The organism is Terriglobales bacterium, assembly GCA_035454605.1.
Classification (GTDB): domain Bacteria; phylum Acidobacteriota; class Terriglobia; order Terriglobales; family Acidobacteriaceae; genus DATMAB01.
Genome location: DATIGQ010000098.1, coordinates 1 through 20,689, shown reverse-complemented (window position 1 = coordinate 20,689; position 20,689 = coordinate 1). Strand labels below are relative to the sequence as shown.

The window sequence follows — 20,689 nt, the reverse complement described above, 5'->3', positions numbered from 1 at the left end:
CTTGCCGTCCGGCGTGATGGCAGTCACAAAAAAGTCCAGGTTAATGTGCCGGCCTCCACCTGCTTCCTCCGCGCTGAACGAAGTCGCCGGCACCAGGAACTGCACCGTGACCTTGGCTTGCGCCGCCGGCGCCGTGGGCGGCACTACGCGCGCATCGAACGTGACCATGGTGGCATCGCCGGAACCACGCAGCATCAGCTTTTGCATTTCTTCGTCGCGCTGCTTGGCGTCGATCTTGGCCGGGTCCACCGCGTAGTAGCCGCGGCGATAGCGGAGTTCCACGCCCGGCCGCGTCACGGAGATCTTGATCTTGCGGAACGAGCCGTCGAACTTCTTCCTGTCCGGGTAATAACCCAGGTTGTAATAGCTGTCGGCGTCGCTGAACACCAGAGCGACTGCGGCATCGATGTCGTTGCGGTTGTAATAGGCCCGACCACCGGTTTGCTGCGCTAGCTCCTGCATCACTCCCTGGTTGGAGGTGATCGAGGCACCGAGGCTTTGCACCTCCGCGCCAAACTCGTGTCCCATCTTCAGCAAACCGGCGGCATTGAGCCCACTACGGCTGGCGTCGGCAATCTGCTGCGCCCCGATCAATCCTCGCGCGTCCACAGGGTACACGGCCACTTGCGAGTCGGCCAGCAAGGCGGCCGTGCGGCGAATCTCATCCACCCGGCCCTGCCGGAGCTGTTGGCTGTATGCGAAAGCTGTGTTCTCCTCTGCGATGGGCGGCGGCGCCGTGGGATCGTTGGCGCGCGTGGGCGTGTAAGTTACCGCAGCGTCCTCCGGGGTGAGCGTGAAGGGAAAGGCGGCGGATACCCAAACCAGATTCTTGCGTCCTGGCATGCCGCTGACCATGCGCCCGATGGCACGCAAGGACTCCAGCGTGACGCCCATGCGAACCTCGAGTGCCGTTACGGCCTGTTCCTGCTCGAAATGCTCGATCGCGCCCAGAATGTATTGCGCCCGTGGCCGCGGCGGGGAATAGCCTCGCGTACCCAGCGTACCCACGTCTTCTGGCACCGCTGAGGTCACACGCTGCTCCGCGGGGGTAGTGGCTGTCTCTCTCGCGCTCTCCGGGCGCCAGCTTTCCAGCGCGGCCCGCAAGAGAGCTGGGTCGCTAGTGAACCCTTGCAGCCGGTAGAGCCCTCGGCCCAGGGCTAGCACCGCCATGCGCTGGCCGGGCTGGTGCTGCGTCTTGACGTACTCGATCAGCTTCTGCCGCACGAAGGCCTGGTTCTGGAAAGGTGAATTCAGGCCGTCCACCAGCAGAATGGTAACGGCGCCCTGTGCCATTTGCGCTTCTGGCCGGTTGCTGTAAATGTTCGGCGGAAGAACCGGGGCGGCTGCCGGGCCGGCCGTCTTATGCACACTGAAGACGCTGACCTTCTGTTTCTTGCCGCTCTCCTCGAGCGTGAAATCCGTCGGCTTCAGATCGGTGACCGGATTGCCGCTCTTGTCCACGGCAATCACGTCCACCATCACCAGGCGGGTAGTCACGCGGATGACGGGTGATACCTGGGTGTCGGGCTGCTGTGCGACCAGAAACAGAGCTGCGCCGGAAATCACCAGCAAAGCCAGGAACTGGATTGTCTTGCTGCGCATCATGGCGATTCCTCCTGATGGAGTTGGGGCCCGCGAGGCAAGGATCAATTGTAGGGCCGGCGCCGGCGCACGGGAGGCTCGTCCGTAGGCTCAGGCGGGCTGACTTCGACGCGTCGCGCCGCTTTTTCGCCTGCGGTGAACACCCGCTCCTCGTTCCGGCCGATGCGCCGGTGCGCGTATAACCCTTCAAGCACGAACTCGGCTGCCGCCACCAGCACCGCCGGTGGGTCTTTGGGCTTCACGCCCAAGGGGGCGAGTTGCTCCAGCAAGCCTCCGATGTGGCGCAGACCATCGAATGCCTGCGTGGAATCCACGTCCTCGTCCAGCCGGATGGAGCCGCCCAGGTCGAACCACTGCACAACATGTTGCAGGCCGGCGCCCGAGAAATAGCCGTCAAACGTGCGGGCGATGGCGGTGCGAATCAGTTCGCGGGCCACGGCATCGCCTCCCCGCATTTCGCCCTCGTACTCCAGTTCCAGCTTGCCGGTCAGCGCGGGCAAGGCGGCATAGACGTCGCTCAGCCGCGGAACCACCAGCGTCTCGCTGCCGCGGATGGCCCGACGCTCGGCGTTCGACACCACGTTCTCCAGGCAACTGATGGCGAGGCGCTGGCTTACGCCCGAGCGCTTGTCAATCTTCTTGTCTTCCCGCGCTACGAAGGCGGTGGCCTCGATGACTTCAGCCACGAACTTGGGAATGACCAACTGCATGCCGTCGCGCGTCGTCCACGCTTCCTGGGCCGTGATCTGCATACCTTCGGCGAGCGTGGCCGGGTAATGGGTGCGGATTTCCGAGCCGATACGGTCCTTCAGCGGCGTCACGATCTTGCCGCGCGCTGTGTAGTCCTCCGGGTTGGCCGTGAATACCAGGGCCACGTCGAGCGGCAGGCGCACCGGGTAGCCCTTAATCTGAACGTCGCCTTCCTGCATGATGTTGAACAGCCCGACCTGGATCTTGCCGGCCAGGTCGGGCAATTCGTTGAGGGCAAAGATGCCGCGGTTGGAACGCGGCAGCAGACCGTAGTGCATGGTCAGCGTACTGGAAAGTTCGTGCCCACCGCGGGCGGCTTTGATGGGGTCGATATCGCCGATAAGGTCGGCAATGGTCACATCCGGCGTCGCCAGTTTTTCAACGTAGCGCTGCTCGGGTGCGAGCCAGGCGATGGGCGTAGCGTCCGCTTCGGCGGCGAGGCGTTCATGGCACGCAAGGCAGATGGGTGCGTAGGGATTGTCATGGATCTCGCAGCCGCGCACACAGGGCAGCATCGGGTCCAGCAGGCCGGTGAGCGAACGCAGGATACGGCTCTTGGCCTGCCCGCGCAGGCCCAGCAGGATGAAATTGTGCCGCGAGAGGATGGCGTTCACGATCTGCGGCACTACCGTGTCGTCGTACCCGATGATTCCGGGGAGAATCTCCTCCTTGCGATGGAGCTTGGCGATCAGGTTCTCGCGCAGCTCGTCTTTTACCCGCCGCCCGCGGACGCGTTGTTCACAGAATTCGCTGCTCCGGCGCAGCTCACCGAGTGTCTGAGGAAGGGCCATGACGGAAGAAGTCCCCTTGAGCTTTATGCCAGCGATTATACGCCGCGCGCAACCACGGCCCGGCGGGTGACGCGCATCGCCGGGTCAGATCGCGTGACCGTTTCCGCCGGCCACGCGCCGCACCTGGATGGAGCGGCGCATCCGCGGCAACAGCGCCTGGTAATACTCGATGACCGCAGAAACACGCTGCGGTTCCGAGCGCATGCCCAGCAGCGTCTGTTTGAAGTCCAGGTCGAGCGGCAAAGGCGCGACCAACTGATAAGAGAGTTCGCCGGCGCCAGGCATGGGAGAGGGAGCTTCGACGCCCGCCACCTCGACGACCTCGTGGTACAAGCGGATGGCGCGCTCGATTTCATGCTTTTCCGTGGCGCCCAGTTCGTCGTCGAAATAGGTCACTTCGGCCTGCAGGAAAGCACGATCCTGGTTCAGTCCCACCAACTCAAAGCGCTGCCGGCCCTGGGTGAGGATGTCGAGACGGCCGTCCTCATACTTCTTGGTGACTTCGAGAATCTCTGCCGTGCACCCCACCTCGGCCAGCGTCTCTCCCTGCGAGCGCACGACGCCGAACGAGCGCTTCGCCGCCATGCATTCCCCGATCATTTCCTTGTAGCGCGGTTCGAAGATGTGCAGGGGCAGGGGTGCGCTGGGAAAGAGCACGACGTCGAGCGGGAAAAGGGCAATGAGCGAACTCATACCGGGCCTGGCGCCCTTAGCATACGCCTGCGAACCGTGCGTTGCAGCGCTTGACTTGCTTGTGGCGAGGCCATTCAATGCTCGGCATGGAACTCGCGGGAAAGGTCGTAGTCGTCACCGGAGCATCGATGGGCATCGGCGAGGCGCTGGCCAGAATCTTCGCCGACCATGCTGCCACTGTAGTGCTGAGTTCACGCGACGCGGGGCGCGCCGAGGCGGCGCGGCAACGCATCGGTCACACAGAACGGACCCTGGCGATGGCCTGCGACGTGCGTCGCCGTGAGGACATCGAGCGCATGGTAGCCGCCACCCTGGAGCGCTTCGCTCGCATCGACGTCTGGATCAACAACGCCGGGCACGGGCTCATCGACTCCATTGCCACCCTGGACCTGGCCGCCTGCCGGAGCATGTTCGAAACCAATCTGTTCGGCGCCATCGCGTGCACGCAGGCGGTGGTGCCGGTGATGAAGAAGCAGGGTTCGGGCGCCATCATCAATATATCCAGCGTCGCCGGGCATATCGCCGTTCCCTACAGCGGCGCGTACAGCGCGACCAAGTTTGCGCTCAACGCCGTCGGAAGGACGGCACGCATCGAGCTCCGGGGAACCGGCATCAACGTGCTGACCGTCTGTCCCGGCTTCATCGCCACCGACTTTGCCGTGAACGCCGTGAAGGGCAAAGAACGCATGCGGCTGGGCACCGCCGCGCGCAAGGGCATCTCTGCGGAGCGTGTTGCCCGCGCTGTTCTGGTTGCCTATCGGAAAGGGAAGCGTGAGGTCGTTGTGCCCTGGAGGGACCACATCTTCATCAAGCTCTACCAACTGTTCCCGCGCCTGCTGGAGCACGTCATGGCGCGCCTGCTACGTCCGGCGGACCAGGTGATCGCAGAGGCCATGGCAGACTCGGGAAGTCGCTAAGCATGAGCCGTGGCCTCGAGGCCTTGAAGCGGCAATTGACAGGACGTCCCTACTTGCTTTTAGATTGCGCTTGACGAAGTCGGGCCCCTATCTCAAACGGCACATGGTGCCGGGGGACTACATGAGCAGAGTCCGCCTCCCGTCCTTGCGCCCGGTCCTGGGCGCTCTGCTGGTCGCCACTGCGCTTGCCGCCCCTACGGAGGCCGGGCAATCGCTCGAGCTGGAACGTGAGAATTGCCGCCGCATGCTCGAGGTCGTAGCGTCTCACATCGAGAAGGAATACTACGATCCCGCATTCGGCGGCCTCGACTGGAAAGCGGTCGTGGCCGACGCGCGGCAAGGCATCGAGCAGGCCAATTCCTACGTCGGAATGGTGGTGGCCATCTTCAAGGCCGTGGAGCGCTTGCAGGATGGACATACTCGATTCATCCCGCCGCCCTGGCAGCATCGGTATTTCTTTGGTTTCCAGGCCAAAGCTTTTGGGGATGAGGTTTACATCTGGGATTTGAAGAAGAAAGGCGTCGCCGAGAGGGCTGGACTCCAGATCGGCGACCGGATCCTTAGCGTCAACGGCGCCCGGGCGGAACGGAGCACCTGGAGCACGCTAATTGCATTCTTGCGTTTCTATGCGCCGGCTCCGAAGCTACACATCGGTTACTCCCGCCACGGAGGTCCGATGCAGACGGTTCAGCTGGAAGGCAGGGTTGAGATCTCGCCGGCCGTGACCAACACTTTGGATTCTCACTACGTGAATGACCTGATGCGCGATTTCGAGGATCCCAAGACCGAAGCAAGCCGCAAGGAGGGCGTATACCGTTACGCGCCTCCGGATAAAGATGGCATCGGCTATCTGGAACTGCGCGATTTTGAGATGAGCGAATACTTCATGTCTCTCCTGACCAGCAAGATCAAGAATGCGAAGGCAGTCGTTGTCGATCTGCGCGGGAATCAGGGTGGCGGCATCGATACGCTCAGCTACATGACCGGCCTGTTTGAGTCCGAGCCGGCCAAGGTCGCTGACATTGTCGGCCGCCGGAAGACCGAACCGATCAAAGTCAAGGTGCGGAAGCCGAACATCCAGGCGCCTCTTTACATTCTCGCGGACAGTGAAAGCGCCAGCGCCGCTGAGATCTTTGCGAGGTTCTTCCAGCGGAAGGGACGCGCCGTGGTCTTGGGCGACCGCACGGCCGGGAGTGTGAAGGCCGCCCGTGTCTTCTCCGATCAAGTCGGCTCAGACATTGTTTCTCCCTACGCGACCGAGGTCTCCGTCGGCCGAGTCGTCCTGGAGGGCGGCGAGGAGATCGGGGATGGCGGCGTCACCCCCGACTCGCCGTGTCTGCCTTCGGAGGATGATCTGCGTCAACGGAAGGATATCTGCCTGGCGAAGGCATACTCGATGGCCAAGGGACGGCTTCAAGGCACGGGACAAGAGCTTCGCTCATCACTGAACTGAAGACCGATGGAGCGCACTACCCGGCCCCTTGGCCCAACTCCGCCAGCATCGCTTCCATCTCCGACTTCGCGTGGGCGTTGCCTGCATTCTCGGCGGATGCGATGCCGCGGCGCAGCATGGTGCGCGCCTCGTCGGTGCGGCCGGCAGCAGCCAGCGTCTGCGCAGCCATGAAGTAGCCCGCGGTGTAATCCGGATGCTGTTCCAGCAGCTTGCCAAAGTGCTCGAGTGCGGTTTCCACCTGTCCCAGCTTCGAGTATTCCATGGCCAATCCGTAACGGGCGAAAGCGTCCTGCGGATATTCGGCCAGGAACTGCGACAGCATCTCAATGCGATTCGTCATAGGGCTGGATGTCCGCGGTCAATCATCAATCCTTTGTCTGCAATCGTCAATTGTCTGTGGTTGCGGTTTACCGATTAGAATGTCGTTCCTGCTTCTGGAGAATCCTTTCATGCCCGAATCACAGCGCGATCTCACTCCCCGCCCGGTGAAAGACTCGCAATCCGAGATGGCTGAAGTCGTTCTGCCCAACGACACCAACCCGCTCGGCAACCTGCTGGGCGGCAGGCTGATGCACCTGATCGATATGGCCGGGGCCATGGCCGCGCATCGCCACTCGCGCAGCTACGTGGTCACGGCTTCCATGGATCACCTGGACTTCTTGGCGCCCGTCCACGTGGGCGACCTGTTGATCCTGCGCTCGTCGGTGAACCGTGCCTTCCGCACCTCTATGGAAGTGGGCGTGAAGTGCTGGGTGGAAAGCTACCTGAACAACAGCACGCGCCACGTCAGTTCCGCCTACCTGACGTTCGTAGCCGTGGACGCCCAGGGCAACCGCCAGCCGGTGCCTCCGGTCGTGCCCGAGTCGGAGGACCAGAAACGCCGCCACGCGGATGCCGAGCGCCGTCGCGCCGCCCGTCTGGCGGAAAGCGAGCGCCGCCGCTCCGCCCACAAATCCGGAACTGGGCCTCGGCCGTAATCCTGGCAGGGGCCAATGCGGCTGGTGTGACGTCCGTCACAGCGGGGCCTTGTCCCTTGCCATAGATTCACATGTGAAGCGGCGTCGGATCCTAGCCCCTGACGCATTCGGAGGAGACGATTTCGGTGGAACAATTCACAGTCCTTCTCGCCCTCGCCATCCCCTCGGTGGCGTTGCCCTTCGCACTACAGGACTTTGTCCGCTACCTGCGCGCCCGCAAGTAACTCCTGGTTGTCAGCGTGGATCGCCTCCCCGCGCCCAACATCCATTCCGACTACCGCTTGGGGAACGGCCGTTTCGGCCCTCAGCCGGGCCCGTCCACTTAGAGGGCAACCTGTCCCGGCGTCTGGCACTTGGTTACAGTTTCGGATTCCCACCGTCACTAGGACAGGGCGGTTGAGCCTAGTTCGGGAAACTGGCGGCCCATCCGTTGCGTATTCTTAAGAAGCCATTCTTGTCCGGCGATTGATGCGGCCACGCGATCTCATCCTCGACACCCTTCATACGCTGAAGGCCCACAAGCTGCGCACCGCGCTGACCATGTTCGGCATTGCTTGGGGAATCGTTTCCATCGTGCTCATGGTGGCGGCCGGAGAGGGGCTGCGCGTGGGCGAGCGCAAGATGTCAGAGGGTTTCGGGAAGGACCTGATGATCGTCTTTGCCGGCCGCACCAGCCTGCAGGCCGGAGGGCTGCGAGCCGGGCGCCGCCTGCGGTGGCAGATGGACGATGTGCCTGGTATCGCCGATAACGCTCCGGATTGCCGTTATGTCCTTCCGGAATTGGGGCAGAACGATATCCGCATCCGCAGTCCCTACAATGACGCCGCCATCACCGTAACGGGTTCGGACCCCGCGTTTGCGGATATCCGCAGCATCGATGTGGAGGAGGGCCGTTTCTACAACGAGGAGGACGTACGCGCAGGCCGCCGTGTGGCGTTTCTGGGATCCGAAGCTCGCCAGCAGCTCTTTGGCACCCGGCCGGCTATCGGCGAAACCATTTTCTTGAACAGCATCCCCTACCGGGTGATCGGATTGATGCATAACAAGAAGCAGGACTCCAGCTACGACGGTTGGGATGTGCGCAAGGTCTTTGTGCCGATTTCCGCCATGATCCGCGATTTTCCGAACCGTCCCCCCGATCCACCCGGCACGTTGGACCGCCTGCTGGTGGCGCCGCATTCGATTGAGCAGCACGCGGCTTGCAAAGCACAAATCCGGTTGGTGCTGGGCCGGATCTATCGTTTCGACCCGCGCGATGAAGAGGCAGCCAGCATCTGGGACACGATCGAGAATGCCAAGGCCTTCCGGCGCATGACGGAGGGCATGAAGTACTTTCTGGGGGCCGTCGGCATCGTGACCTTGTTCCTGGGCGGGATCGGCGTGATGAACGTGATGCTGGTTGCCGTGCGCGAGCGTACTCGCGAGATCGGGATTCGAAAGGCGGTAGGCGCAACCCAAAGCGCCATCATCCGGCAGTTCTTTTTCGAAAGCGCAATGGTGGCGCTGACCAGCGGCGCCGTCGGTCTGGCAATTGCGTATGGTCTGTGCACCCTGGTGAACCTGCTGCCCATGCCGGACTATTTCGCTGGACTGTTGCCCACCTGGTATTCAAGCCTGCTTGCGGTCGGCTTGCTGGGGACCGTTGCCGTCTCGGCGGCGCTCTACCCGGCTCGCAAGGCTGCTCGCGTTGATCCGGTCAAAGCTTTGCACTACGAGGCTGGAGGATAGCCGAGCCATGGTGCAACAGCTCATCCGCGAGGCTTGGGCGGCTCTCAGCCGTAACCGGGTGCGTAGCTCTCTGACCATGCTGGGCAGCGCCTGGGGTATCGTCACCGTCACTCTCCTGATGGCATACGGTGGAGGTTTCCGCGCGGTGCTGGTGAATGCTTTCGAAGCCTTTGGACGCAGTGCCGTCATCTGTTGGCCACAGCAAACCAGCGAGCAAGCCGGCGGACAGCGAGCGGGCAAGAGAGTCCGGTTCGAACAGGCCGACCTGGAGCAGGTACGGGCCCAGGCCTCATTGGTGAAGACCGCATGCTTGGAAACGGTCCGCTGGTTGCCCGTAACTTACAACGAACAGCTCATCAACACTGCGGTGCGCGGCGTCTGCCCCGAATATGGCGAGATGCGCAATGAGGTCCCCAACGACGGCCGGTGGTTCAACGCGGCGGACCTCTACGAACGGCGCCGGCTGATCTTTCTCGGAGGTCGCGCGCGCCAGCGGCTCTTCGGCACTTCGTCCGCAGTGGGCAAGGAAGTCCGCGTCGCCGGGGTACGCTTCACCGTAGTCGGCACCATGGATCGCAAGCTGCAAATGAGCAATTACTTCACCAGCGATGACGAGTCGGTCTTCATCCCTTTCACTGCGGCGGGCGACCTGTGGAACACCCGCTATGCCAGTGTGCTGTTGTTCGCGCCCGTCGCGCCGCAGTTTGAGAAGCGGGCCAAGGCCCAGGTGCTGGCGGCGGTTGCGGAACGCCAGGGCTTCGCTCCCAACGACGAAAAGGCCATTCAGATGTTCGGAAGGGAGGAATTCCGGCCCATCATCGACGGCATTACCATTGGCCTGCAAGTGCTCCTGGCTTTCATCGGCACGCTGACCCTGGGCATTGGCGGCGTTGGTGTGATGAACATCATGCTGGTTTCGGTGGACGAGCGCGTGCGCGAGATCGGCCTGCGGCGGGCCCTGGGTGCCACTCGCCGTCAGATCCAGGGTCAGTTCCTGGCCGAAGCCTTGATTCTCATGCTGATGGGGGGCGCCTGCGGATTCGTACTGGCCTACTTCATTGCCGCGGTCACGCCTACCTTGCCGATGCTGGGGCCGCTCTTTGAGGACACATCGGGCAAGGGCGATATTCGCCTTCACATCTCTCTGGCCACCGTTTTCACCTCGACTGGAATCTTGGTTGTGATCGGGTTGTTGAGCGGCTTAGTGCCCGCCCTGCGGGCCTCCCATCTGGAGCCGGTCGAGGCGCTCCGCTACGAATAGCTGGGGGCCAGATGGTCTGAGCCGCCAGCACTTCATCGGCTACCCGCAGTCCCCCAAGTAGCCGGCCGGCTAGCCTTGTGGGGGATGCTCGCGTGTCTCCCACTTCACCAGTTTCAAGTCGAGCACGAAAATCGCGTAGAGCGTGGGCACCAGCAGCAGGGTTACGAAGGTGGCCACGGTGAGCCCGCCGATTTGCGCGTAGCACAGCGGCTCCCACAGCGGGCCTCCGTGTGAGGCCAGCGGAAACAGCGCAATCACGGTAGCGCCCACGGTAATCATCACCGGCCGCAGGCGGACGATGCCGGCGTCGAGCAGAGCCTCCATCAGCGGTTCCCCCAGGGCGTGCCGTTCTTCGATGAAGTCGAAGAGCACGATGACGTGGCTGACGATCACGCCCACCAGGCTGGCGATTCCCAGGAAGGCCATGAATCCGAACGGAGCGCCCATAATCCACAGCGCTCCCAACGCGCCCACCATCCCATAGGGAATGGCGGCGAACACAAGGAACGGCTTGATGGCGTTCTTGAATTGCATCACCAATGCCAGGAAGATGAGAAACACGGAAATGGCCATGACGATGGCCAATTCCACGAAACCCTCCACTTGTTTCTCTTCTTCGCCGCCGATTTCCAGTCTGAAGCCCGGAGGCAGCGCGTCCGAAACTTCCTGGATGCGAGCGCGCGCGCCATTCAAGACCTCGGAGGGGAGCACGCCGGCTACGGGAAACGCCGACACCGTGATTGTCCGGAACTGATTGCGCCGCCGCAGCTTCTCTGTCTCCAGCGCATACTCCACGTTGGAGACCTGCCGCAAGGGGATCTTCTGCGTTCCCTGCAGGGCATACACGTAAAGATTCTTGATGTCCGAGAGCTGGGCTCGTTCTTCCATGCGCAGGCGCGCCACTACGGGAATCTGCTTGTCGCCCTCGCGAAGCGTAGTCACGCTCTGTCCGCTCATGGCCGTGGCCGAGGCGGCGGCGACGTCGAGGTTGGAAACACCAGCCAGATTGGCGCGGTCAGGGTCCGTGCTCAGCCGCACACTGAAGCTCTCATCTCCCCAGTCATCGCGAATCCGCGTCGCCGTGGGGATGGCACGGAAGATTTGCTTGATCCGCTCTGCTTCTGCACGCAGGGCGGGAATGTCGGTTCCCGATAGACGGATGGAAACGGGGATGCCTACGGGTGCGCCGGTTTCGAGCTGGCGGACGTCAATGCGCGCGCCCGGGATGCGTGATGAGAGCGCCGCCTGCAAGGGACCCACCAGGTGCTGCGTGTCGTGCTTGTCCTTTACCTGAATGATGATCTGCGCATAGTTGAGCTGTTGCAGCTCCGGCGAGACAGAGTTCCAGAAGCGCGGCCCGCCCCCGCCCACGAACGTGGTGAGCGACTCCAGCACCTGGCGTGGCTTGCCGTCGTCTCCCGGATGTTCCGTGCCGTACTCCTGTGTGACTTCCTCGATGACGTGCTCGGCCGCACGCGCAGCATGATCGGTAGCGATCAGGGGGGCATCCTCCGGCAGCCAGACGTCCACGTACGAGAGATAGGCGAGGTCTTTGGGGAAGAACTGCTGCTTCAACTGGCTCATGAAGAATGCACCCAAGCCAATGAAGACCATTGAACCCGCCAGCACCTTCCAGCGATGCTCGATGGCCCAACTTCCCACACGGTAGTAGAAGGCCGGGAAGCCATGCTGGCGACGTTCCTCCACCGGCGGTTCGGGGTGGGGGCGCAGCAGGTAATAGCCCAGCAACGGAATGAACGTCATGGAAACAATGCGTGAGGCAACCAGCGAGCAAGCGATCACCACCGGCAGGCTGTAGAGGAACTTGCCCGTGTCACCGCTCAAGAGCAGGAATGGCAGGTACGCCACAATGTTGGTGATGGTGGCGTAGAGGATGGCGGTAGCCAGCTTGGTCGGCCCCAGCCAGGCCGCGATCACCGAGGGATGGCCAATAGCCAGATCGCGCTTGATGGCATCTCCGGCGACCACCGGATCGTCCACCAGCAGGCCCAAGGCGATGATAAGAGTCGCGATCGACACCTGCTGCAGGTCGATCCCCAGCACATACATCATTCCGTAGGTCATGGCCAGCGTGATGGGGATGGAGAACGCCATCAGCACCGCCGAGCGCCACTCCCAGAACCCGATTAGTGAGACCAGGACCACCAGGATGATGGCTTCGTAAAGGCTCTTCATGAACAGCTCGACGGACTCGGTCACCTGCAGAGGCTGGTCCGATGTCCGGGCCAGGATCAGGTCCTCGGGCAAGCGCTTCTTCAGGTCTGCCAAAGTCGCGTCGATGGCTTCGCCGAACTCCTCGATTTGCTGTCCCGAGCGCATCTGCACCGCCAGCGTGATGGCCCGGTTGCGGTGCCATCGCCCTTCGGCATCGCGCCAACTGTAGAAGTTGAGATAGCGCGGCGGGCTTTCGTAGTTCCGGGCGATATCCACCACGTTGCGCAAGTACACGGGCGCGCCCGAACCGCTGATGGGCAGCAGCACATCGCCGATCTCCTTCTCGCTCTTGAATTCGCCCGAGGGATCGATGGTGATGTTCTTGCCTTCGACGTCGAACTGGCCGCCCGGCAGCGTGATGTTGCGCGCCCGGAGCACGTTGGGAAGGTTCGCCGGCTGCAAGCCATAGCTCGCCAGCCGCTCTTGGGAATAAAGCAAAAACACGCGTTCCTGCAGCACGCCGGAGCGGCTCACCTTGGAGACGAGCGGGATGGTCTGGATGGTTTTCTGGATCAGGTCGGTGAAGTCGTCCAGTTCTCGGTAGCTGTACTTGTCGCCCGCGGTCGCAGCCAGCTTTGCTTGAGTTTCCGCAGGGTCCCGGATGACCACCGGCGGCCAGGTGTCCGGGTGAAATTCGGATTGCCGCAAGTGCGTTTGCACGAACTCACTCATGTGGCCCAACAGGGTTGCCTCGTCGGCCGTCGAGACGCCATCTACCGCCACGAAGCCCGCGCCCTCGATGGGACGGACGTCCGATGCGTACCCCTTGTTCCGCAGGAAGCGGACGAACATCTCCAGGCCCACATGGATCACGCTGGGGTTGAGTGAGCCGGGGTAGCCCACCACCACAGTGAAGCGGGAGGTCGCAAACTGGGGCGGCGCCTGCGCCCGCGTTCGCTCGATCGCCTGCCGCACCGCCCGGGCGCGCAGCGAGATCTCCACCTCGCTGACCTTGGGACTGGCCACCGTCATCATCAGCGCCGCCGTGTCGCCGAAATCCTTGACGAAATTGATGGGGCCCGCTCCGTCGGGCAGGTCGTTAATGCTGTCCAGCTTCAGCTTGATGTCATCCAGTTCCTTCGCCGTCTCCTTGAGGTTCTTGTCCAGCTCCAGGTAGACCACCGAAACGCTGGTGCGGGAAATCGATTCGATCTTGGTGACGCGCGCGTTCTCGGCGATCTTCTCTTCGATCTTCTTGGTGACCAGTTGCTCGATCTTTTCCGCATTCGCTCCCGGCCAGGGCGTGAGCGCCACCGCCACGCGGACCGGGACCTCCGGATCCTTGCGTTGCGGCATGCTGTAGTAGCCAAACGCACCCCAGGCGCAGGTGGCCAGCAGCAGAACCCAGGACACATGCCGGGTCTCCACGAAGAACCGCGAGGTGTTGTGCGTCGTCTGGATGATTTCTGCGTCGCTCTTGCCGTGGCTCATGGTTCTCCGTTGCAGCCGGTATCGCACTCACATCAGGGGATCAAGACGACGGCGTCCCCGTCGTTCAACAACGTGGCGCCGGTGGTCACCACGCGCTCACCTACCTGCACGCCGTCAAGCACGGCTACCGTGTTGCCGTAGGCCTCTCCCAACTTCACCGGCCGCATGCGGGCAGACAGCTTTCCCTTCTCAGACCCGACCACGAATACGGCGTATTGATCCTCGCCCGTCTTCGCCCGTACCACTCCAGCCAGCGGAACCACGGGAAAATGTTGGGCGGGACCGGGTCCACCGGTTGGCAGGGTCGCAATCATGCCCACTTTGAGGACGCTCTTCGGGTTCGGGATTGTGACCTCGACCTCGAACACCCGGCTCTTGGGGTCGGCGGCCGGCGAGACGCGAGTGATGCGGCCGTGGAAGTCGGCGCCCGGCACGGCTTCCGTGGTTACCACCAGCGAGGCTCCCGGCTTCATGGTTGCGACCACCACATCGGGCACGCCGATTACGGCCTTGACGACGCTGACGTCGGCGAGGGTGAACGCTCGCGTGCCGGGCGAAGCGAGCGTCCCAATCTCAACCTCACGCTTCAGGATCAGCCCCGGGAAAGGCGCCCGCAGGGAAGCGTCGCCCATGCTGATCTGGGCCTCGGTCAGTGTGGCGCGCGCGCCTTCCAGGCGCGCTTGGGCCGAGTCGAACTGAGCCTTGGCGGCATCGTAATCGGGCTTGGTCAGGCTTTGCGAGGCAAACAGGTTCGAGGCACGCTCGAAATCCAGCCTGGCCTTTTCCAGCGATGCTTGCGCGGTTTCGAACTGCGACCTAGCCTGTTCCACCTTGGCTGTGAAGTCATCCATCCGCAACTGGGCCAGCACGGTTCCCTGAGACACCCAGTCGCCTTCCTGCAGGTGGCGTGTGCGGCCGTCCGCGCCCCGGACTTGCCGAATCTGTTGCACGTAGCCGCCTACCTTGAAGGCAAGCTCCACCTGCTGGTTGGCTTCGATGCTGGCCGAGTAGCGGACGACCTCGCCGCCACTGTGTTCCCGTACCTCTTCCACCCGCACCGGCGTAGCCGGCCTCTCCGGACTTTCGTGCTTGCTGCACCCGGCTGTCATGGCGACCAGGCCGGCCAGCAAAGTCATTCCACACAGTCTCCTCATGCGTCAGTCCTCGCCCACAGCCTTTTCGAAATCCGCTTTGGCGGTCCAGAACGAAGCCACCGCCTGTTGGTACTCGTGGCTGGCTTGCGCGACAGCGGATTCCGCCTGCAGCACCTCTTGGAGCAGCGCCGCCTGCTGTCCGTAGCGATTGGTCACTACACGCAGCTTTTCGCGATCGGCATCCTGCGCGATTTGCGCTGCTCGCAGCAGGGCGCGTGCCTCCGCCAGTCGTCGGAACTGATGGTTCACATCGACCAGCACACGGGCTTCTGCCTCCCGCAGGCTGGTCTGGGCCTGGTCGAGTGCTTTGCTTTTTTCCGCCAGTTCATTCTTTCTGCGTCCCCAGTCGAACGGTTCCCAGCTCAACTGCAGTCCGAGCGTCGTCAGGTTGCGCGGCAGGACGTCGAGGCTCGTGAACGAGACATAGTTGAAGGCGAGGCTAAGATCGGGGATGTACTCCGCCTTCTTGATGCGGCGGTCATATTCGGCCTGCTCCACCTGCAAGCGAGCCTGTCGGATCTCCGGCCGTCGCGCCAGGGCGCGCTGTTGCGAAGCCGGCAGGTCGGTCTCCAGGTAGCCGGGCTCCGCGGCCGGGCTCATCTCGAATTCGGTGCGGATGTCCCGCCCCAGCAGCAGGTTGAGTTGCTCCTTTTGGGACGCCAGGGCATTGCGCAGAGCCAGTTCGCGATACTCTGCCTGGGCGAGCCGCGCCTTGGCGTCGAGGCCCTCGGACTTGAGCGCCACCTGTTGCACTACGTAGTCGCCCATCAGGCGATCGAGTTCGCGCAGGTGCCGCACGGACTGCTCGGCGGCGTCGAGCCCGCTCTGTGTTTCCAGAGCGGCATAGTAGGCCCGCTTCACTTGGTTGACCACGTTCTGCCGCTCGGCGCGCAACTTTTCCTGGTCCACGTCCTGCGCCAGGCGGCGCTGGTGAATCCCCAGACCGATCTGGTAGAGCTGTGAAAGCGGCTGCGTCACACGCGTCAGGATGGTGGCGCTCAGCCGCCGCGGCGTGGTGATCTTCGCGTCCTCGGACGGAATGGGCCCGGTGGCAGGAAAGTCGCCAAAGGCGCCGGCAGGGAACTGAAAGCTTACTGGCTGCAGCAGTTGGGAACCGATCAGATAGACATCCAGGGATGGCAGCCGTCGCGTGCGTGCCGCGCTCAAGCGGTCCCCAGCCTTGGCCACCTCCAGGTCAGCGATCCGCAGCGAACGATTGGATTCGACCGCCTGGCTGACTGCCTGCTCCAGCGTCAGGACATCATTCGCCGCCCCTGCTGGCTCCTGACCCGAGCAGACCAGGGTAATGCCTAGAAGGGCGATGGGAAGCACTCGTCCCGCCTGCATTGTCACCTCCCGAGTGGTGGCCACGGGCACGGCCAGGCGGAGGCCAGCGAAAGTCCCACTACTGGACGCTCACATTGTCGTCGGACCACCAAGTTGAATTCGCGGAGTATACTCCCAGCGCCTTGTCGGCCCAACGGAGAATCCGGGCCAAGATCGCGGAGTTTCCGAATGCCCGAACAACAGAATCACGCCAGGCATACGCAGGCCGCCCCGCATTCCACCGAGCATCGCTTCGCCTACCTGCTGGCGGGGCAACTGGCCATGCTGCTGGTGTATCCCCTCCTGGCCGGCGACCAGCCGCGGCCGGGGCTCCTGGCGCCTTTCACCATTGCCGTGATCCTGGCCTCGCTTTATGCCATCCTGCGCGATAGGCGAGCGGCCATTTGGGGAGCGGTGCTCGGCACGCCGGCGATCGTCTTTGGACTCTTGGTCTCGGTGAGCTCGGAGGCGCCGGTGAAGAAGGCCGCACTGGCTTTCATGACTCTATTCTTCGCCTTTGCTTGCGCCACCATCTTGAAGGGCGTTCTGACCAGCCCGCGAGTCACGTCCGACACACTCTATGGCGCCATCTCTTCTTACTTGCTCGCAGGAGTCACCTGGGGGACGGCCTACGTACTGATTGAGCAGACTTCACCCGGCTCGTTCCGTTCTTCGATTGACCCCGGCCGTGCCTTGTATTGGCCGGACTTCACCTTCTTCAGTTTCGCGACGCTCACCACCGTAGGGTACGGCGATATGGTGCCCGTCAAGGGCTTCGCGCGGTCGCTGGCGCTGCTCGAGGCCGTAGCCGGGGTCATGTTCCCCGCAGTCATCATCGGCCGCCTCATTGCGTTTCTGGTCGGCGGACGCTCACGACAGGAACATGAAGGGTGAGACTGAGATGTAAGGAGTCTGGTAGGCGCGGCTGGGATCGAACCAGCAACCACCGGCTTAGAAGGCCGGTGCTCTATCCAATTGAGCTACGCGCCCAAGGGCTGAATCTGTCTCCAATCTACACCAGCGTATAATCCAGTTTTAAGTCTTTCATTCGTTTCCTTCAGGAGAGTCGCTTGGCCGCACACCCTCAAGCACCGCAAGGAGTGCCGCCTGGGCCGCAGCCGCTGCCCGGAGTACAGAACGTGGTTGCCATTGGGTCGGGGAAGGGCGGGGTAGGAAAGACCACCATCGCCGTCAACCTGGCCATCGCGCTGGCCAAGATGGGACACCGCGTCGGGCTGCTCGACGCCGATGTCTACGGTCCCAACGTCCCCCTGATGTTGGGCACTAGCCAGGCGCCGCGGGTGCTGGAAAACAACCGCATCGAACCCTTGGAGCAGTTCGGCCTCAAAGTCATCTCGGTGGGATTGTTGAACCCGGGCGACCGGCCGCTGATTTGGCGCGGGCCCATGCTGCACAAGATCATCGGGCAATTCCTGCAGCAAGTGGAGTGGGGCGAACTGGATTATCTGGTGATCGACCTGCCGCCGGGCACGGGCGATGTAGCGCTCTCGCTGGTGCAGAGCGCGCCCCTGACCGGCGCCATTGTCGTCTCCACGCCTTCGGATGTCTCCCTGCAGGACGCCCGCAAGGCGATTGAGATGTTCCGCCAGGTCAAGGTTGAGGTGCTGGGCATGGTGGAGAACATGAGCCACTTCGTCTGTCCGCACTGCCACAACGAGATTGACATCTTCTCGCGTGGAGGAGCCGAACGCACCGCGCGCCAGTTCGGCGTGCCCTTCCTGGGCGCCATCGAGCTGGACCCGGATATCCGTAAAGGCGGCGATTCCGGCGCCCCCGTGGCGCTCGAAGGCGAAGCCTCTCCGCATGCCCGCTCTATCTACGAGTTCGCCAAGACCGTGGTCCACCGCCTCAGCGAGCTAGCCGCACGGCCTGCGGACAGCTTCCTGGAGATCCGATAGGGCTCTTTTGGCACTCTTCCGGCCAGAGTGCTAATCTTGACAGGCCCTCTGTACCTCCCTAGAATTGGGGTTAGGGACGACCCTTCTAAAGTCATAGATAAGTCAATGTTTTTCAGTTAGTTAGAGCTACAGCAGGGCGCAGTTGATGCCACAGCCTGAGAACATCGGCAGGAGAGAGCGCGAAATCCTCACGGCGCTGGTGCGGACCTACATCAGCAGCGGCGAGCCGGTCGGCTCGCGCACGCTTTCCCGCAGTAATAAGGAAGGGCTGAGCGCAGCCACTATCCGCAACGTGATGGCGGACCTGACCGACGCCGGCTACCTGGAGCAGCCCCACACCTCCGCCGGGCGCGTGCCGACCGCCGCCGCGTACCGCTATTACGTGGAGCAGATCAGCGGCCAGACCAGTTTGGCGGCCGGGGACGAGGAACTGATCCACGATTCCTTCCAGGGCGTCAGCGACGTTCAGGAATTCCTGGAGCGCACCTCGCACGTGCTGTCGCTGATCTCCGCCAACGTCGGGGTGGTGGTGGCGGGAGGAGCGCGTAACGCGCTGCAGCACATTTATTTCTCCCGGCTCGCGCCCCAGAAGATTTTGGCCGTAGTGGTGATGCGTTCCGGGCTGGTGCGCGATCGGGTGCTGCGCTTGCCGCATGACTGGCCGCAAACGGAGCTCGATTCCGCGGCACGCTACCTGAACGAGAACTTCGCGGGCTGGACGATCGAAACCATGCAGGAGGAGATGTCGCGCCGCATCGAGCGTGAGCGCAGCGAGTACGACCGCTTGATGCAGTCGCTCGAGGAATTGCAGAAGCAAGGCGCGCTCTCTCCGGTCGATGTAGCGCCGGCGCAGGTGTACATCGAAGGCGCGGCCAACCTGGTGGTGAGCGAGGAAGACCGCGACCGGCTGCGCCGCCTGCTACAGACGCTGGAGGAGAAGCAGAAAGTGGCGGACCTGCTCGGCGCCTATCTGGACGCGCGCCAGGAAGCGGTGCGTGTGGTCATCGGACTGGAGGAAGCGCTGCCCGACATGCGCAATTTCGTGCTCATCGGCGCGCCCGCCCGCGTCGGCCAGGACGTAATGGGATCGCTGGCGGTGATCGGGCCGACGCGCATCGATTACCAGCACACCATCACGGCCGTCAGTTACATCGCCAAACTGTTTGACAAGCTGCTGAACGAGGAGAAATAGAACGACGATGGCGAAGGCCAACGGGAAACCCGAAGTCGAGCCGCGCGAACTGGATGTGGAGCACGAGCTGCCGCCCGCGGAAGAAGACGGCTTCATCGAAAAGCCGCAGGGGGCAGACCCGGCGCCGGCCGCGCCTCCCATGGAGGAGGAACTGGCCCGCATCACCGCCGAACGGGATGCCTTGCTGGACCGCCTGGCGCGACAGCAGGCGGAGTTCGAGAACGCGCGCAAGCGCGCCGCCCGGGACCAGGCAGAACACCGCGAGTACGCTTTGGCGGAAGCGGTGCGCTCGCTGCTGCCGGTGCTCGACAGCCTGGAGAGCGCCGGAAAGGCTGCCGCCTCCGAGGAACTGCGCGGCGGACTGGAACTGATCCGGCGGCAGTTCGAGGACACTCTCGTCAAGCTGGGCGTGCGTCCCGTCCCCGCCCTGGGGGAGGCCTTCGATCCTCATCTGCACCAGGCGGTGGAGATGGTAGACCGCGACGACGTTCCTGACCATCAGGTGGTGGAAGAGCTGCAGCGCGGCTACAAGCTCAAGGACCGGCTGCTGCGTCCCGCCATGGTGCGTGTGTCACGCAATCCCAAGAAGTAAGATGGCGATCTGAGGAATGGCGACGGCAACCAACGCCAAACGCGACTACTACGAGGTGCTGGGCGTGGCCCGCGGGGCCAGCGAGCAGGAGATCAAGAGCGCCTACCGCCGCCTGGCCATGCAGTACCATCCCGACCGCAACCCGGGGAACACCGAGGCGGAGGAGAAGTTCAAGGAAGCCTCGGAAGCGTACGGAGTGCTCTCCGACCAGGAGAAGCGCACCCAATACGACCGCTTTGGGCATGCGGGCGTAGGCGGCTTCGATGCGTCGGCGGGCTTTCCCGATTTCGCCGACATCTTCAGCGATCTTTTCGGTTTCAGCGACATCTTCGGCACCGGCGGCCGGCGCCGCACACGAGCGCAGCGCGGTCCCGATCTGCGCGACGACCTGGTGCTGACCTTTGAAGAGGCGGCATTCGGCATCACGCGGGAAGTCAAGATTCGCCGCCGGGAAAGCTGCGAGACCTGCAAGGGGCACGGTTCCGAGCCCGGCCACGCTCCGGCCATGTGCTCCACCTGCCATGGCCGTGGCCAGGTGCAGTACCAGCAAGGATTTTTCGCGGTGGCTCGCACCTGTCCTGCCTGCGAGGGCGCCGGGCGCGTGGTCACGCATCCCTGCCACAAGTGCAAGGGCGAAGGGCGCGTGGTGCAGGAACGAACGCTGGAGG

The 20,689-nt window shown here is 63.1% G+C and carries 17 protein-coding genes and 1 tRNA gene; 10 read left to right on the top strand and 8 right to left on the bottom strand.

The features are described from left to right. From VLE48_07065 to VLE48_07055, 3 genes are all read right to left on the bottom strand, one after another. Nucleotides 1-1,605 (bottom strand): VWA domain-containing protein (locus VLE48_07065; GenBank protein HSA92754.1); only part of this gene is annotated, 1,605 nt, incomplete at its 3' end. A 41-nt stretch (nucleotides 1,606-1,646) separates the two neighbouring features. Beyond that, nucleotides 1,647-3,143 (bottom strand): hypothetical protein, encoded by a 1,497-nt coding sequence (locus tag VLE48_07060; protein HSA92753.1) that lies wholly within the window; start codon nucleotides 3,141-3,143, stop codon nucleotides 1,647-1,649. 84 nt (nucleotides 3,144-3,227) lie between these two features. Then, complete coding sequence (locus tag VLE48_07055; protein HSA92752.1) at nucleotides 3,228-3,836, bottom strand: LON peptidase substrate-binding domain-containing protein; 609 nt, start codon at nucleotides 3,834-3,836, stop codon at nucleotides 3,228-3,230. Nucleotides 3,837-3,922: 86 nt separating this feature from the next. On the opposite strand from VLE48_07055, the gene VLE48_07050 reads away from it, so the two are divergent. Then, nucleotides 3,923-4,753, top strand: a complete 831-nt coding sequence (locus VLE48_07050) for an SDR family NAD(P)-dependent oxidoreductase (GenBank protein ID HSA92751.1) — start codon at nucleotides 3,923-3,925, stop codon at nucleotides 4,751-4,753. A 322-nt stretch (nucleotides 4,754-5,075) separates the two neighbouring features. After that, nucleotides 5,076-6,206, top strand: coding sequence for a S41 family peptidase (locus VLE48_07045; protein ID HSA92750.1), 1,131 nt, complete (start codon nucleotides 5,076-5,078; stop codon nucleotides 6,204-6,206). 16 nt (nucleotides 6,207-6,222) lie between these two features. Here the strand turns inward: VLE48_07045 and VLE48_07040 are convergent, their stop codons facing one another. Beyond that, complete coding sequence (locus VLE48_07040; protein ID HSA92749.1) at nucleotides 6,223-6,546, bottom strand: tetratricopeptide repeat protein; 324 nt, start codon at nucleotides 6,544-6,546, stop codon at nucleotides 6,223-6,225. Between the two features lie 109 nt (nucleotides 6,547-6,655). On the opposite strand from VLE48_07040, the gene VLE48_07035 reads away from it, so the two are divergent. From VLE48_07035 to VLE48_07025, 3 genes are all read left to right on the top strand, one after another. Further along, nucleotides 6,656-7,183 (top strand): acyl-CoA thioesterase, encoded by a 528-nt coding sequence (locus tag VLE48_07035; GenBank protein HSA92748.1) that lies wholly within the window; start codon nucleotides 6,656-6,658, stop codon nucleotides 7,181-7,183. A gap of 468 nt (nucleotides 7,184-7,651) precedes the next feature. Then, nucleotides 7,652-8,911 (top strand): ABC transporter permease, encoded by a 1,260-nt coding sequence (locus VLE48_07030; GenBank protein ID HSA92747.1) that lies wholly within the window; start codon nucleotides 7,652-7,654, stop codon nucleotides 8,909-8,911. 7 nt (nucleotides 8,912-8,918) lie between these two features. Then, nucleotides 8,919-10,172 (top strand): ABC transporter permease, encoded by a 1,254-nt coding sequence (locus VLE48_07025; GenBank protein HSA92746.1) that lies wholly within the window; start codon nucleotides 8,919-8,921, stop codon nucleotides 10,170-10,172. Nucleotides 10,173-10,241: 69 nt separating this feature from the next. On the opposite strand, the gene VLE48_07020 is transcribed toward VLE48_07025, so the two are convergent. Genes VLE48_07020 through VLE48_07010 form a run of 3 tightly spaced genes read right to left on the bottom strand, consistent with a single transcriptional unit; the run spans nucleotide 10,242 to nucleotide 16,339 of the window. Continuing rightward, nucleotides 10,242-13,838 carry an efflux RND transporter permease subunit gene (locus VLE48_07020; GenBank protein HSA92745.1) on the bottom strand — a complete coding sequence of 1,199 codons (3,597 nt, stop codon included), beginning with the start codon at nucleotides 13,836-13,838 and terminating at the stop codon, nucleotides 10,242-10,244. A gap of 32 nt (nucleotides 13,839-13,870) precedes the next feature. Then, entirely contained in the window at nucleotides 13,871-14,974 is a 1,104-nt protein-coding gene (locus tag VLE48_07015) for an efflux RND transporter periplasmic adaptor subunit (GenBank protein HSA92744.1), read from the bottom strand. A gap of 21 nt (nucleotides 14,975-14,995) precedes the next feature. Continuing rightward, nucleotides 14,996-16,339 (bottom strand): TolC family protein, encoded by a 1,344-nt coding sequence (locus VLE48_07010; GenBank protein HSA92743.1) that lies wholly within the window; start codon nucleotides 16,337-16,339, stop codon nucleotides 14,996-14,998. Nucleotides 16,340-16,507: 168 nt separating this feature from the next. Between VLE48_07010 and VLE48_07005 the strand changes: the two genes are divergently transcribed. Next, nucleotides 16,508-17,212 carry an ion channel gene (locus VLE48_07005; protein HSA92742.1) on the top strand — a complete coding sequence of 235 codons (705 nt, stop codon included), beginning with the start codon at nucleotides 16,508-16,510 and terminating at the stop codon, nucleotides 17,210-17,212. A 19-nt stretch (nucleotides 17,213-17,231) separates the two neighbouring features. Here VLE48_07005 and VLE48_07000 read toward each other — a convergent pair. Further along, a tRNA-Arg gene (locus VLE48_07000) sits at nucleotides 17,232-17,308 on the bottom strand. A gap of 80 nt (nucleotides 17,309-17,388) precedes the next feature. Between VLE48_07000 and VLE48_06995 the strand changes: the two genes are divergently transcribed. The 4 genes from VLE48_06995 to VLE48_06980 form a co-directional block, all read left to right on the top strand. Beyond that, nucleotides 17,389-18,237 carry an Mrp/NBP35 family ATP-binding protein gene (locus tag VLE48_06995; GenBank protein HSA92741.1) on the top strand — a complete coding sequence of 283 codons (849 nt, stop codon included), beginning with the start codon at nucleotides 17,389-17,391 and terminating at the stop codon, nucleotides 18,235-18,237. A gap of 145 nt (nucleotides 18,238-18,382) precedes the next feature. After that, on the top strand, nucleotides 18,383-19,429 hold the full coding sequence (gene hrcA / locus VLE48_06990) for a heat-inducible transcriptional repressor HrcA (GenBank protein ID HSA92740.1): 1,047 nt from the start codon (nucleotides 18,383-18,385) through the stop codon (nucleotides 19,427-19,429). Between the two features lie 7 nt (nucleotides 19,430-19,436). After that, entirely contained in the window at nucleotides 19,437-20,021 is a 585-nt protein-coding gene (grpE, locus tag VLE48_06985) for a nucleotide exchange factor GrpE (GenBank protein HSA92739.1), read from the top strand. 16 nt (nucleotides 20,022-20,037) lie between these two features. Then, nucleotides 20,038-20,689, top strand: a 652-nt coding sequence (locus VLE48_06980; protein HSA92738.1) for a DnaJ domain-containing protein, incomplete at its 3' end; no start/stop codon positions are given.

Bases quoted from the DNA above. Each gene is read 5' to 3' on its own strand.
- VLE48_07005 (HSA92742.1), top strand. From the start codon at position 16,508: ATGCCCGAACAACAGAATCACGCCAGGCATACGCAGGCCGCCCCGCAT.
- VLE48_07015 (HSA92744.1), bottom strand. From the start codon at position 14,974: ATGACTTTGCTGGCCGGCCTGGTCGCCATGACAGCCGGGTGCAGCAAG.
- grpE (HSA92739.1), top strand. From the start codon at position 19,437: ATGGCGAAGGCCAACGGGAAACCCGAAGTCGAGCCGCGCGAACTGGAT.
- VLE48_07035 (HSA92748.1), top strand. From the start codon at position 6,656: ATGCCCGAATCACAGCGCGATCTCACTCCCCGCCCGGTGAAAGACTCG.
- VLE48_07055 (HSA92752.1), bottom strand. From the start codon at position 3,836: ATGAGTTCGCTCATTGCCCTTTTCCCGCTCGACGTCGTGCTCTTTCCC.
- VLE48_07010 (HSA92743.1), bottom strand. From the start codon at position 16,339: ATGCAGGCGGGACGAGTGCTTCCCATCGCCCTTCTAGGCATTACCCTG.
- VLE48_07025 (HSA92746.1), top strand. From the start codon at position 8,919: ATGGTGCAACAGCTCATCCGCGAGGCTTGGGCGGCTCTCAGCCGTAAC.
- VLE48_07020 (HSA92745.1), bottom strand. From the start codon at position 13,838: ATGAGCCACGGCAAGAGCGACGCAGAAATCATCCAGACGACGCACAAC.
- hrcA (HSA92740.1), top strand. From the start codon at position 18,383: ATGCCACAGCCTGAGAACATCGGCAGGAGAGAGCGCGAAATCCTCACG.
- VLE48_07040 (HSA92749.1), bottom strand. From the start codon at position 6,546: ATGACGAATCGCATTGAGATGCTGTCGCAGTTCCTGGCCGAATATCCG.
- VLE48_07050 (HSA92751.1), top strand. From the start codon at position 3,923: ATGGAACTCGCGGGAAAGGTCGTAGTCGTCACCGGAGCATCGATGGGC.
- VLE48_07060 (HSA92753.1), bottom strand. From the start codon at position 3,143: ATGGCCCTTCCTCAGACACTCGGTGAGCTGCGCCGGAGCAGCGAATTC.
- VLE48_07030 (HSA92747.1), top strand. From the start codon at position 7,652: ATGCGGCCACGCGATCTCATCCTCGACACCCTTCATACGCTGAAGGCC.